The 13,218-nt window shown below is 71.4% G+C and carries 11 protein-coding genes, 1 pseudogene and 1 other annotated feature; of the genes and pseudogenes, 8 read left to right on the forward strand and 4 right to left on the reverse strand.

The annotated features are described in order from the left end of the window. Nucleotides 1-11: 11 nt before the first annotated feature. Genes DRV96_RS11310 through DRV96_RS11315 form a run of 3 tightly spaced genes read right to left on the reverse strand, consistent with a single transcriptional unit; the run spans nt 12 to nt 1,906 of the window. Nucleotides 12-563: a class I SAM-dependent methyltransferase gene (locus DRV96_RS11310; protein ID WP_119291054.1), complete on the reverse strand. Its 552-nt coding sequence runs from the start codon at nt 561-563 to the stop codon at nt 12-14. Then, complete coding sequence (locus DRV96_RS18715) at nt 563-685, reverse strand: hypothetical protein (RefSeq protein ID WP_259371663.1); 123 nt, start codon at nt 683-685, stop codon at nt 563-565. Before DRV96_RS18715 ends, DRV96_RS11310 begins: the two co-directional genes overlap by 1 nt. A 3-nt stretch (nt 686-688) precedes the next feature. Then, the gene (locus DRV96_RS11315) at nt 689-1,906 is read right to left on the reverse strand and encodes an MFS transporter (protein WP_119291057.1); all 1,218 of its coding nucleotides are present in this window, start codon (nt 1,904-1,906) and stop codon (nt 689-691) included. A 113-nt stretch (nt 1,907-2,019) separates the two neighbouring features. On the opposite strand from DRV96_RS11315, the gene DRV96_RS11320 reads away from it, so the two are divergent. The 4 genes from DRV96_RS11320 to DRV96_RS11335 all read left to right on the forward strand — a co-directional run bounded on the left by DRV96_RS11320 (nt 2,020) and on the right by DRV96_RS11335 (nt 7,318). Beyond that, the gene (locus DRV96_RS11320) at nt 2,020-2,964 is read left to right on the forward strand and encodes a YncE family protein (RefSeq protein WP_119291089.1); all 945 of its coding nucleotides are present in this window, start codon (nt 2,020-2,022) and stop codon (nt 2,962-2,964) included. Between the two features lie 31 nt (nt 2,965-2,995). Then, nucleotides 2,996-3,541: an SRPBCC family protein gene (locus DRV96_RS11325; protein ID WP_119291059.1), complete on the forward strand. Its 546-nt coding sequence runs from the start codon at nt 2,996-2,998 to the stop codon at nt 3,539-3,541. Nucleotides 3,542-3,702: 161 nt separating this feature from the next. Next, nucleotides 3,703-5,571, forward strand: a complete 1,869-nt coding sequence (locus DRV96_RS11330) for a DNA topoisomerase IV subunit B (protein WP_419187050.1) — start codon at nt 3,703-3,705, stop codon at nt 5,569-5,571. Between the two features lie 103 nt (nt 5,572-5,674). Further along, the gene (locus DRV96_RS11335; protein ID WP_119291063.1) at nt 5,675-7,318 is read left to right on the forward strand and encodes a long-chain fatty acid--CoA ligase; all 1,644 of its coding nucleotides are present in this window, start codon (nt 5,675-5,677) and stop codon (nt 7,316-7,318) included. Here the strand turns inward: DRV96_RS11335 and DRV96_RS11340 are convergent. Beyond that, on the reverse strand, nt 7,301-8,272 hold the full coding sequence (locus tag DRV96_RS11340; RefSeq protein ID WP_119291065.1) for a sodium-dependent bicarbonate transport family permease: 972 nt from the start codon (nt 8,270-8,272) through the stop codon (nt 7,301-7,303). The genes DRV96_RS11335 and DRV96_RS11340 overlap by 18 nt on opposite strands. A 103-nt stretch (nt 8,273-8,375) precedes the next feature. Here DRV96_RS11340 and DRV96_RS11345 point away from each other — a divergent pair, with 103 nt between their 5' ends. The 4 genes and pseudogenes from DRV96_RS11345 to DRV96_RS11360 all read left to right on the forward strand — a co-directional run. Next, the gene (locus DRV96_RS11345; protein WP_119291067.1) at nt 8,376-9,257 is read left to right on the forward strand and encodes a LysR family transcriptional regulator; all 882 of its coding nucleotides are present in this window, start codon (nt 8,376-8,378) and stop codon (nt 9,255-9,257) included. A gap of 36 nt (nt 9,258-9,293) precedes the next feature. Beyond that, nucleotides 9,294-11,597, forward strand: coding sequence for a DNA topoisomerase IV subunit A (parC, locus tag DRV96_RS11350; protein ID WP_119291070.1), 2,304 nt, complete (start codon nt 9,294-9,296; stop codon nt 11,595-11,597). A 94-nt stretch (nt 11,598-11,691) separates the two neighbouring features. Continuing rightward, nucleotides 11,692-12,858: a transposase gene (locus tag DRV96_RS11355; protein ID WP_119291072.1), complete on the forward strand. Its 1,167-nt coding sequence runs from the start codon at nt 11,692-11,694 to the stop codon at nt 12,856-12,858. Then, a pseudogene (locus DRV96_RS11360) lies at nt 12,855-13,218 on the forward strand (transposase); the annotation flags it as partial. The gene DRV96_RS11355 and the pseudogene DRV96_RS11360, both read left to right, overlap by 4 nt. Beyond that, nucleotides 13,133-13,218: a sequence feature (AL1L pseudoknot), on the forward strand. This feature is flagged as partial in the annotation. (Overlaps the previous pseudogene by 86 nt.)

The following is a 13,218-nucleotide window of genomic DNA, read 5'->3' on the forward strand; positions in this document are numbered from 1 at the left end:
GCGCGGCGGCCCTACAGCGGATAGCGCACCGGCGCGGCCGCCGCCGCAACGGCACGCACCGCGCACAGGCGCTGCACGAAACGCGGCGGCGGCTCGACGAAGCCGTCCTCGTAGGCCACGACGCGCAGACCCTGTGCCGCGGTGAGCAGCTCGCCCGGGCGCAGCAGGAAGTCGGGATTCGACGGCCGGCCGACCGTCTCGTTGCCGACCGCGAAGGTCTCGTAGACCAGCACGCCGCCTGTGGCGACGCTGGCCACGATCGTCGGCAGCAGCGGGCGCCACAGGTAGTTCGTGACGACGACGGCGTCGAAGGTCTCGCCGGGCAGCGGCCACGCGCCGGCCTCGAGGTCGGCGACGACGACGCGGGCGATCGCGCGCAGCGGCTCGACCGCCGCCGCGTCGCGGTCGACGGCGGTCACGGCGCAGCCGCGCTCGGCGAACCAGCGCACGTGGCGCCCGCCGCCGCAGGCCACGTCGAGCACGCGCGCGCCGACGGGCACGAGGGGGCTCCAGCGCCGCACCCACGGCGAGGCGGCGTCATGCGGGCCCGAACCGGCGTGCATCAGAAGCAAGACCAGAGGAAGTCGGCCATGTCGCGCATCAGCTGCGGGCGCAGGTACGCGGCGAACACCATCGCGAGCACCGCGAGCGCCGCGACCCACAGCAGCACGCGCCGCAGCGGCATCGCTCAGGCCCCCGCCGGCGCCGGCCGCGCGATCGGGTGCTCGCGGATCGGCAGGTTGACCGCCGCGGCCGCGACGCCGAGCGCGATCGCGATCCACCAGACGATGTCGTAGCTGCCGGTGCGGTCGTACAGCAGCCCGCCGAGCCACACGCCGAGGAACGAGCCGACCTGGTGGCTGAGGAACACGAAGCCGCCGAGCATCGACAGGTACTGCACGCCGAAGATCTGCGCAACCACCGCATTCGTCGGCGGCACCGTCGACAGCCACAGCAGCCCCATCACGGCCGAGAAGACGTAGACGCTCCACGGCGAGACCGGCACCGCGAGGAACGTGACGATCGCCACCGAACGCAGGAAGTAGATCGCCGCGAGGATGTGCCGCTTGGCCAGGCGCTGGCCCAGCGCGCCGGCGGCGTAGGTGCCGAACACGTTGAACAGTCCGATCAGCGCGAGCGCGACGGTGGCCACCTGCGGCGTCAGGCCCTGGTCTTTCAGGTAGCTCGGCAGGTGCACGCCGATGAACACGACCTGGAAGCCGCAGACGAAATAGCCCGCCATCAGCAGGCGGAAGCTCGGGTACGCGAAGGCCTCGCGCACCGCGGCGCCGACCGTCTGCGTCGGCCCGGTGTGCGCGGCGGCCTTCGGCTCGCGCAGGCCCAGTGCCAGCGGCGCGATCGCCAGCGCCGCGCAGCCGAGGATGAACAGCGCCGACTGCCAGCCGAAGCTGGCGATCAGCCAGTTCTCGACCGGCACCATCAGGAACTGGCCGAACGAGCCGGCCGCCGCCGCGACACCCATCGCCCACGAGCGCCTGACCGGGTCGACCTGGCGGCCGATCACGCCGTAGATCACCGCGTACGTCGTGCCGGCCTGCGCCATGCCAAGCAGCACACCGGCGCTGCCGGTGAACGCGAGCCCCGACGTGGCCAGCGCCATCAGCACGAGTCCGACCGCGTACAGCACGCCGCCGGCGAACAGCACGCGGAAGGCGCCGAAGCGGTCGGCGAGCATGCCGGCGAACGGACCCGCCAGCCCCCACGCGAGGTTCTGCACTGCGAGTGCGAACGCAAACGTCTCGCGCGTCCAGCCGCGCTCCATCGTGATCGGCTGCAGCCACAGCCCGAAGCCGTGGCGGATGCCCATGCTCAGCGTGACGATGGCGGCGCCGCACAGCAGCACCTGCGTCATCGACAGCCTCGGTGACGAGGTCGAAGGGGTCATCGGCGCGATTCTGGCCGAGACCGCGGCGGGCCGTGTGGCGCGGGCGGCGGCGGCCCCGCGGCGCAGGCTGCTATCGTGATGTGATGAACCTGCGCCACCGCCTGTCGACCGCGATGAGGGTCGCTCTGCTCGCGGCCCTGCCGGCCGGCTTCGCGTCCGGCGCGCCGTTCGCGTACGTCACGAACCAGGGCAGCCACGATGTCACCGTCGTCGACCTCGCGACGCGTGAGGCGGTGGCCACCGTGCCGGTGCGTCGCGCGCCGGCGGGCGTCGTCGCGGTCGGGGCGACGGGCCGGGTCTACGTCGGCCACCCCGAAGCGCAGGCGATCAGCGTCATCGACATGCGCAGCCAGCGCGTCGTCGAGACGATCGAGCCCGGTTTCGGCCCGATGGGGCTCGACGCGACGCGCGACGGGCGCCTCGTCGTCGGCACCGACTGGGCCGGCCACCGCGTCGTCGTGATCGACGTCGCCGACCCGGCGCGGCCCGTCTCGGCGATCGCGGTCGGCCGCTACCCGGCCGGCGTCGCCGTCCACCCGGACGGCCGCACCGCGTTCGTCGCCGAGCGCGACGACGATCACGTCGCCGTCGTCGACCTCGACACGCGCCGCGTGCGTGCGCGCGTGCGCGTCGGTGCGCACCCGTTCGCCGTCACGTTCGACGCCGCGCGCGAGCGCCTGTACGTGCTCAGCGTCTACAGCGACGACGTCAGCGTCATCGACACGCGCACGCTGCAGCCGGTGGCGCGCGTGGCGGTCGGCAAGGCGCCGTATGGCGCGGCGCTCACCGCCGACGGCGCGCTGCTGTACGTGACGAACCAGCGCGACGACACCGTCAGTGTGATAGCCGCGGACACGCTGCAGGTCGTGCGCACGCTCGACGGCTTCGGCTACCCCGAGGGCGTGGCCGCGCACGGCCGCGAGGTGTTCGTCGTCAACTGGATGGACGACAGCCTCAGCGTGCTCGACGCCGCCAGCGGCCGGCTGCTGAAGACGGTGCGCACCGGGCAGAATAGCCGCGGCTTCGGTGCGTTCATCGGCGCACCCGCCGGCCGCTGACCCCCGACGGACTCATCAGGAGACGATGCGAATGCAGATGCACCCCCGCCCACGCCGTGCGGTGCTGGTCGTGGCGCTGGCCGCCGCGCTCGGCGCCGTCGTGCCCGCAGCCGCGCACGGACCGACGCGGCAGAAGGTGACCGAGAAGGTCGTGATCGACGCCCCGGCCGCGGCCGTGTGGGCGCGGATCAAGAACTTCGACGCGCTGAAGGACTGGCACCCCGACGTCGCCGAGAGTCCCGCCGACAAGGGCAACGAGGTCGGCTCGATGCGCACGCTGAAGCTGAAGAACGGCGGCACGCTGATCGAGACGCTCGAGCGCTACGACGACGCGCAGATGCGCTACGCGTACCGCGCGAAGGACGGCGGTGCGCTGCCGGTGACCAACTACACCTCGACGCTGCAGGTCAGCGACGAGGGCGGCAAGGCCGTGGTCGAGTGGCGCGGCGCGTTCTACCGCGGCCACCCGAACAACGATCCGCCGCCCGACAAGAACGACGAGGCAGCGGTGCGGGCCGTGACGCAGGTCTATCTGGCGGGCCTGGCGAACCTGAAGCGGCTCGTCGAAGCGAAGTAGGCGCCGCGCTGGCCGGGCAGGCGGGGTCCCTAGAATCCGCCGCCATGCCCAGCAGCAAGACCAGCCGTTACGAAGAAGCCTCGATCCGGGTGCTCAAGGGCCTCGAGCCCGTCAAGCAGCGCCCGGGCATGTACACGCGCACCGACAACCCGCTGCACATCGTGCAGGAGGTCGTCGACAACGCCGCCGACGAGGCGCTCGCCGGCTTCGGCAAGCGCATCGGCGTCACGCTGCACGCCGACGGTTCGGTCAGCGTCGACGACGACGGACGCGGCATCCCGTTCGGGCTGCACCCCGACGAAGGCGTGCCGGTCGTCGAGATCGTGTTCACGCGGCTGCACGCCGGCGGCAAGTTCGACAAGGGGGCAGGCGGCGCCTACAGCTTCAGCGGCGGCCTGCACGGCGTCGGCGTCAGCGTGACCAACGCGTTGGCGAAGAAGCTGCAGGTCACGGTGTGGCGCGACGGCGAGGTCGCGAAGATCGGCTTCGCCGGCGGCGACGTCGCGCAGCCGCTGGCGGTGCGCAAGGCCGCCGCCGGCGAGCGCCGGCACGGCACGCAGGTGCGCGTGTGGCCCGATGCGAAGTACTTCGACAGCGTCGAGCTGCCGCGCCACGAGCTCGTGCACCTGCTGCGCAGCAAGGCGGTGCTGATGCCCGGCGTGACCGTCACGCTGACGGTCGAGAAGCCGGGCCAGAAGGAGCCCGATACGCAGACCTGGCTCTACAAGGGCGGCCTGCGCGACTACCTGCTGCAGTCGCTGCCGGCCGAGCCGCTGATCCCGCTGTTCGAGGGCGAGCACTACGCCGAGGAGGGCGAGACCGAGAACTTCGCCGAAGGCGAAGGCGCCGCGTGGTGCGTCGCGTTCACCGACGAGGGCGCGGTGCTGCGCGAGAGCTACGTCAACCTGATCCCCACGGTGGCCGGCGGCACGCACGAGGCCGGGCTGAAGGAAGGCCTGTTCGCCGCCGTCAAGGGCTTCATCGAGATGCATGCGCTGCTGCCCAAGGGCGTCAAGCTGATGAGCGACGACGTGTTCTCGCGCGCGAGCTTCGTGCTGTCGGCCAAGGTGCTCGACCCGCAGTTCCAGGGCCAGATCAAGGAGCGCCTGAACAGCCGCGATGCGCTGCGCCTGGTGTCGGGCTACGTGCGTCCGGCGCTGGAACTCTGGCTGAACCAGCACGTCGACGTCGGCAGGAAGCTCGCCGAACTCGTGATCCGCCAGGCGCAGGTGCGCCAGCGCGCGGCGCAGAAGGTCGAGAAGAAGAAGGGCTCGGGCGTCGCGGTGCTGCCGGGCAAGCTCACCGACTGCGAGAGCCGCGACCTGAGCGTCAACGAGGTGTTCCTCGTCGAGGGCGACAGCGCCGGCGGCAGCGCCAAGATGGGCCGCGACAAGGAGACGCAGGCCGTGCTTCCGCTGCGCGGCAAGGTGCTCAACGCGTGGGAGGTCGAGCGCGACCTGCTGTTCAAGAACAACGAGATCCACGACATCGCGGTCGCGATCGGCGTCGACCCGCACGGCCCGCACGACGACCCCGACCTGTCGGGCCTGCGCTACGGCAAGATCTGCATCCTGTCCGATGCCGACGTCGACGGCGCGCACATCCAGGTGTTGCTGCTGACGCTGTTCTTCCGCCACTTCCCGAAGCTGATCGAGCGCGGTCACGTCTACGTCGCGCGCCCGCCGCTGTACCGCATCGACGCGCCGGCGCGCGGCAAGAAGCCCGCGGCCAAGCTCTACGCGCTCGACGATGGCGAACTCGAAGCCACGCTCGACAAGCTGCGCAAGGAAGGCGCGCGCGAAGGCAGCTGGACGATCAGCCGTTTCAAGGGGCTGGGCGAGATGAACGCCGAGCAGCTGTGGGAGACGACGCTGAACCCCGACACGCGCCGGCTGCTGCCGGTCAGCGTCGGGGCGTTCGGCTTCGACGCGACGGTAGCGACGCTGAACAAGCTGATGGGCAAGGGCGAGGCCGCGGCGCGGCGCGAGCTGATGGAGCTGCGCGCCGACGCGGTCGAGGTCGACGTGTAGCCAGCCTGCGCAGCGCGGCGCAGCGGCGCTGGGTTGTCCCGGTGGCGCATCCGGCACCGCGGGCGAAGAATCGGGTGCGGGACACCACCCGAGGAGACGCCCGATGCAAGCGACGATGATGCAGGTGCCGCTGTCGCTGAACCACCTGCTCGAGCGCGCCGGCACGCTGTTTCGCGACAACACGCTCGTCAGCCGCCGGCCCGACAAGAGCCTCGTCACGCACACCTACGGCCAGTGGTACCGCCGCACGCGCGCGCTGGCCAGCGCGCTGCAGCGGCTGGGGCTGAAGAAGGGCGACCGTGTGGCCACGCTGTGCTGGAACCACCACGCGCACCTGGAGTGCTACTTCGGCATTCCGGCCGCCGGCGGCGTGATGCACACGCTGAATCTGCGCCTGTCGCCCGACGAGATCGGCTTCATCGCCAGCGACGCCGCCGACCGTTTCCTGATCGTCGACGACGTGCTGCTGCCGCTGTACCGGCAGTTCGCCGACCGGCACGTGTTCGAGCGCGTGATCGTGTTCCCGTTCTCGGGCGCGCCGGTGCCCGACGGCTTCGACGACTACGAGGCGCTGCTCGCCGCCGCCGACCCCGACGGCTTCGTCTACGCGCCGCACGCCGAGGACGACCCGGTGGCGATGTGCTACACGTCGGGCACGACGGGGCGCAGCAAGGGCGTCGTCTACTCGCACCGCTCGACGGTGCTGCACACACTCGTCGCGAGCCTCGCGGACTACTGGGGCCTGAAGGGCACCGACGTCGTGCTGCCCGTGACGCCGATGTTCCACGCCAACAGCTGGGGCATCCCGTACGGCTGCGTGATGATGGGCGTGAAGATGGTGTTCCCCGGGCCGCACCTGCACCCCGACGACCTGCTCGACCTGATGCAGCGCGAGCCGCCGACGCTGGCGCTCGGCGTGCCGACGATCTGGCTGACGTTGATCCAGACCTACGAGCGCGCGCTCACCGAGCAGCCCGGGCGCTGGAAATTGCCGGCCGGCATGCGCTCGCTGGTGGGCGGCGCCGCGGTGCCCGAGAGCCTGATCCGCGCGTTCGCGCGCCACGGCATCTGGATCCTGCAGGGCTGGGGCATGACCGAGACGTCGCCGGTGTGCACGATCTCGTACCCGACGGCGTCGCTGAAAGACGCGAGCGACGACGAGCGCTTCCGCCGCGCCGCGATGGCGGGCGTGCCGGTGCCGCTGGTCGAGCTGCGCCTGCGCACCGACGACGGCACCGACGCGCCGCACGACGGCCAGACGATGGGCGAGATCCAGGTGCGCGGGCCGTTCATCACCGGCAGCTACCACGGCGCGGGCTCGCCGCCGGACAAGTTCACCGCCGACGGCTGGCTGCGCACCGGCGACGTCGCGACGATGGACGCACTGGGCTTCGTGCGCATCACCGACCGCACGAAGGACCTGATCAAGAGCGGCGGCGAGTGGATCAGCAGCGTCGACCTCGAGAACGCGCTGATGGCGCACCCGGCGGTGGCCGAAGCGGCCGTGATCGCCGTGCCCGACGAGAAATGGGGCGAGCGGCCGCTGGCGTGCGTCGTCTTCAAGGCGGGCCAGCAGGCCGACGCGCGGGCGCTCGGCGAGCATCTGCTCGCGCACGGCTTCGCGAAGTGGCAGCTGCCCGACCGCATCGAGGTCATCGATGCGATCCCGCGCACGTCGACCGGCAAGTTCTACAAGCTCGAGCTGCGCCGACGGTACGCGGCCACGCCGTCAGCGCGCCAGCCATGACGCGTACTGGTAGTACAGCGGCAGGCCGACGAGCAGGTTGAACGGCAAGGTCACGCCGAGCGACGCCGTCAGGTAGATGCCGGGGTTGGCCTCGGGCAGCGACGCACGGCACGCGGCCGGCGCGTCGATGAACGAGGCGCTGGCGCAGATCGCGCCGAACACGAACACTGCGCCGGTGCCCAGCCCCACCGCGTGCGCGAGCGTGACCCCGGCCAGCCCGTGGACGACGGGCATCACGACGCCGAACGCGGCCATGAACGCGCCGACCTCGCGAAACGCCCGGATCTGCCGCGCCGCGGTGATGCCCATCTCGAGCAGGAACAGCATCAGCATCCCGCGGAAGAGGTCGCCGTAGAACGGCTCGATCTGCTGCCACTGGCGGTCACTGGCGAGCGCGCCGATCGCCATGCCGCCGGCCAGCAGCAGGATGCCCCGCCCGCGCACCACGCTGAGCACGAGCGCGCCGGGCTGCACGCCACCGCTGGCGCGGCCCATCGCGAAGCGCGCCAGCGCCAGCGAATAGACGACGCCGAACTCCATCAGCGCGACCATCGCCGCCATGTAGCCTTCGGCCGGCGTGCCCATCGCCGCGGCGAAGGCGACGGCGGAGAAGAACGTCGCCGTCGACACCGACCCGTAGTGCGCCGCGATCGCCGCCGCGTTCGACACGTCGAAGCGGCCGAACCGGCGTGCGACGACGTAGGCCGCGGTCGGGATCGCGAACGTCATCAGCAGCGTGATCGCCAGCAGCGGCAGCACGGCGCCGATCTCGGCCTGCGCGAGCTCGCGCCCGCCGGTCAGGCCGAGCGAGAACAGCAGGTAGATCGACAGCAGCTTGATCACCGCGTCGGGCAGCTCGAGCTCGCTCCTGACGAAGCCGGCCACGGCGCCGAGCACGAAGGCGAGCACGATCGGTTGCAGCAGGTTCGCGAGCAGCAGGTCCAGGCCGGGCATGCGGGGCTCCAGGTCGACGCTGGGTCGCGATGCTAGGAACCGGCCCACGGCTCGTCCAGTTCAACGTTTGGCACAAGTCGTTCGATTGCATCAAACTGAGCGGATGGCCGAACTGAACTTCCACCACCTGCGCTACTTCTGGGTCATCGCGCACCGGCGCAGCCTGACGCGCGCGGCCGAGGAGCTGCACGTCTCGCCGTCGGCGCTGTCGATCCAGCTGCGCCAGCTCGAGGAGCGGCTCGGGCAGCCGCTGTTCGAGCGGCGGCATCGCCGCCTCGTGCTGACGGAGGCCGGGCGCATCGCACTCGACCACGCCGACACGATCTTCAAGGCCGGCGACGAGCTGGTCGGCACGCTCAAGGGCCGCCCGCGCGCAGCCGTGCCGGTGCTGCACGTGGGGGCGGTGGCGACGCTGTCGCGCAACTTCCAGCTCGCGTGGCTGCGCCCGCTGCTCGGGCGCGACGACGTGCGCGTGCACCTGCACGCCGGGCGGCTGCGCGAGCTGCTGGTGCAGCTGGGTGCGCACGCGCTCGACGTCGTGCTGACCAACGAGCCGGTTCCCGGCGACCGCGCGAGCGGCTGGCGCAGCCGGCTGATCGCGCGCCAACCGGTGAGCCTCGTGTCGCGCAAGCCACGCGGGCGCACCGAGGTCGCGTTGCGCTTCCCGCACGACCTGCACGACCAGCCGCTCGTCCTGCCCGGCGAGTCGAGCGGCTACCGCTCGGCGTTCGATCTGGCGCTCGAGGCAGCGGGCGTGCGCCCGCGCGTGCTGGCCGAGGTCGACGACATGGCGATGCTGCGCCTGCTCGCACGCGAGACCGGCGTGCTCGCGCTCGTGCCGCCGGTCGTCGTGCACGACGAGCTGGCGCAAGGCGTCCTCGTCGAGCGCTGTTCGATTCCGTCGATCGAGGAAACGTTCTACGCCGTCACCGTGCAGCGCCGCTATCCGCACCCGCTGCTGCGCGAGCTGCTCGCCGCGGGCTGAGTCAGAATCGCGCGCTTCGCGAATCGCCCCGTTGCCATGCCCGACCTGTTGTCCCCGCCGCCGGCCGAGCCGGCGGAATCGCTCGCGCTGGCCGAGTACGCCGAGCGCGCCTACCTCGAATACGCGCTGTCGGTCGTCAAGGGCCGCGCGCTGCCCGACGTGTGCGACGGCCAGAAGCCGGTGCAGCGCCGCATCCTGTACGCAATGCAGCGCATGGGGCTCGCGGCGGGGGCCAAGCCGGTCAAGAGCGCGCGCGTGGTCGGCGACGTGCTCGGCAAGTTCCACCCGCACGGCGACACCGCCGCGTACGACGCGCTGGTGCGCATGGCGCAGGGCTTCAGCCAGCGCTACCCGCTGATCGACGGCCAGGGCAACTTCGGCAGCCGCGACGGCGACGGCGCGGCGGCGATGCGCTACACCGAGGCGCGGCTCGCGCCGATCGCCCGCCTGCTGCTCGACGAACTCGACGAGGGCACGGTCGACTTCGTGCCGAACTACGACGGCTCGCAGGACGAGCCGCGGCTGCTGCCGGCGCGGCTGCCGTTCGTGCTGCTCAACGGCGCCAGCGGCATCGCGGTGGGCCTGGCGACCGAGGTGCCGAGCCACAACCTGCGCGAAGTGGCCGCCGCCGCGGTGGCGCTGATCCGCGACGAGAAGCTGCCCGACGACGAGCTCTTTGCGCTGCTGCCCGGCCCCGACTTCCCCGGTGGCGGGCAGGTCATCAGCACGCCGGCCGAGATCCGCGACGCGTACGCGAGCGGGCGCGGCAGCCTGAAGGTGCGCGCGCGCTGGACGACGGAAGACCTCGCGCGCGGCCAGTGGCAGCTCGTCGTCACCGAACTGCCGCCGGGCACGAGCGCCGCGAAGGTGCTCGAGGAGATCGAGGAGCTGACCAACCCCAAGGTCAAGGCCGGCAAGAAGGCGCTGACGCAGGAGCAGGTGCAGCTCAAGCAGACCGTGCTCGCGGTGCTCGACGCCGTGCGCGACGAGAGCAGCAAGGACGCGCCGGTGCGCCTCGTGTTCGAGCCGAAGAGCCGCAGCGTCGACCCGCACGAGCTCGTCAACACGCTGCTCGCGCACACCAGCCTCGAGACCAGCGTGCCGGTGAACCTGACGATGGTCGGCGCCGACGGGCGGCCGACGCAGAAGGGCCTGCTTCAGGTGTTCACGGAGTGGATCGGCTTTCGCCGCGCCACCGTCGAGCGGCGCACCCGCCACCGCCTGGCCAAGGTGCTCGACCGCATCCACGTCCTCGAAGGCCGGCAGCTCGTGCTGCTGAACATCGACGAGGTGATCCGCATCATCCGCAACGCCGACGAGCCGAAGCCCGCGCTGATCGAGCGCTTCAAGCTGACCGACCGCCAGGCCGAGGACATCCTCGAGATCCGGCTGCGCCAACTCGCGCGGCTCGAGGCGATCCGCATCGAGCAGGAGCTCAAGGACCTGCGCGACGAGCAGAAGAAGCTCGACGAGATCCTCGGCAGCCCGGCGGCGCTGAAGCGCACGCTGATCAAGGAGATCGAAGCCGACGCGAAGCAGTACGGCGACGAGCGGCGCACGCTGATCCAGGCCGACAAGCGCGCGGTGGCCGAAGTGAAGGTGATCGACGAGCCGGTGACGGTCGTTGCGAGCCGCAAGGGCTGGGTGAGGGCGCTCAAGGGCCACGAGGTCGACACCGCGACGCTCGCGTTCAAGGCCGGCGACGCGCTGTACGGCACCTTTGCGTGCCGCAGCGTCGACACGCTGGTCGTGCTCGGCAGCAACGGGCGCGCCTACAGCGTCGCGGTCGCGAACCTGCCCGGCGGGCGCGGCGACGGGCAGCCGATCACGACGCTGATCGACCTTGAGGCGGGCACGCAGCCGGTGCACTACTTCGCCGGGGCGGCCGACACGACGCTGCTGCTGGCCGGCAGCGGCGGCTGCGGCCTGCTCGCGCGCGCGGGCGACCTGCACGCGCGCCAGCGCGGCGGCAAGGCGTTCCTGAGCGTCGAAGCCGGCGAGACCGTGCTGGCGCCGGCCGTCGTCGCCCCGACGCACGACAAGGTCGCGTGCCTGGCCGCCGACGGGCGGCTGCTCGTGTTCGGGCTCGACGAGCTGAAGCTGCAGCCCAACGGCGGGCGCGGGCTGACGCTGATGGACGTCGACGCGAAGACGCCGCTACTGTCGGTGGCGACGTGTGCCGACCGCCTGGCGGTGTTCGGCAGCGGGCGCGGCGGCAAGGCCAAGGATGAGGTGCTGCGCGGCAACGCGCTCGAAGCGCACGTCGGCCGACGTGCGCGCAAGGGGCGCAAGGTCGAGGGGTTCGTCAAGGTGGCGCGGCTCGCCGCCGTCGGGGCGTAGGCGGGTGTAATCGGGCGCGACGCAGGGGCGCCTGACACGCCCGCGCGCACAGCGCGGGCCACGCCCGAAGGGCGATGCAAGAGGGGCGCGACGCATGTCGCAAACCGCCGCCCACCTGGTCGAGCACGTCATCCCGCACGTGCCGGTGCGGCAATGGGTGCTGTCGCTGCCGATGGCGCTGCGCCTGTTGCTGGCCGCGCAGCCCGAGCTGGTCACGCCGGTGCTGCAGGGGGTGCAGCGTGTGCTCACGCGCCACCTGCTGGCCCGCGCGGGGCTGAGGGCCGACGAAGGCCAGGGCGGCGCCGTCACGCTGATCCAGCGCTTCGGGTCGGCCGCCAACCTCAACATCCACCTGCACTGCCTGGTGCTGGACGGCGTATACCGGTGTGGCGGCGACGGCGCGCCAGCCTTCGTCGAGGTGGGTGCGCCCACCGACGACGAACTGCACGCGTTGCTGCACACCATCATCACCCGGCTGATGAAGATGCTCACGCGCCGAGGCGTGCTTGTCGAGGACATGGGCCAGACCTACCTGGCCGAGCCGGATGCCGACGGCGAGGAGGCGCGCACGCTGAGGCCGCTGCAGGCCGCGGCTGTGGCCTACAGGATCGCTTTCGGCCCGCGCGCCGGGCAGAAGGTGCTGATGCTGCGAGGCGCGATACCGCGCGAGGACCGGGCCCGCCAGCCGCTGTGCGCCGACATCGACGGGTTCAGCCTGCATGCCGCGGTGCGGGTGGAAGCGCACGACCGCAAGCGGCTGGAGCAGTTGTGCCGCTACATCACCCGCCCCGCGCTGTCGGACGAACGGGTGCAGCTCAACGTCGCCGGGCAGGTGGAGTTGAAGCTCAAGACGCTGTGGCGCGATGGCACGACGCACCTGGTGCTGAGGCGGGACGCAAACAGTCCAGTGGACTGTTTGCGCCAGGCGAAGGGCCCAAGCTCTGCGAGGGCGCGGCCTGCAGGGTTGAGCCCGCTGGAGTTCATGCAGCGGCTGGCCGCGCTGGTCCCACGGCCGCGGCTACATCTCTTCAGGTTTCACGGCGTCCTGGCGCCGAACGCGAAGCTGCGGGCTGTGGTGGTGCCGCAAGGCCCACCCGCGCATGCACAGGCGGCCACCGAGGCGGCCGCCGCCGCCGAGTGCGAAGTCGAGACCGTCCAGGCCCGACCGCACCGCATCGGCTGGGCGCGGCTGCTCAAGCGCGTCTTTGAACCGCCCCGGATTTTGAGGAGGCTCCTTCGATTGAGAATGGAGTCATCATGAGGAAGTCCCCGAAGTTTTCCCGCGAGGTGCGGGAGCGTGCAGTGCGCATGGTCTTCGACGCCAAGGACCATTACCCGTCGCAGTGGGCAGCGATCGAGTCGATCGCCAGCAAGATCGGCTGCACCGGCGAGACGTTGCGCAAGTGGGTGCGCCAAGGCGAGCGCGACAGCGGCGTGCGGCCTGGCACCACGACGGCCGAGCAGCAGCGCATCAAGGAACTCGAGCGCGAGGTGCGCGAACTGCGCAAGACCAACGAGATCCTGAAGTTGGCCAGCGCATATTTCGCCCAGGCGGAGCTCGACCGCCATCACCGCAAGTGAACGCCTTCATCGACGAGCACCGCGCTCGTTGCGGGGTCGA

Origin of the sequence: Azohydromonas sediminis (genome assembly GCF_003574675.1) — a bacterium.
In the GTDB taxonomy this organism is placed as follows: domain Bacteria; phylum Pseudomonadota; class Gammaproteobacteria; order Burkholderiales; family Burkholderiaceae_C; genus Calidifontimicrobium; species Calidifontimicrobium sediminis.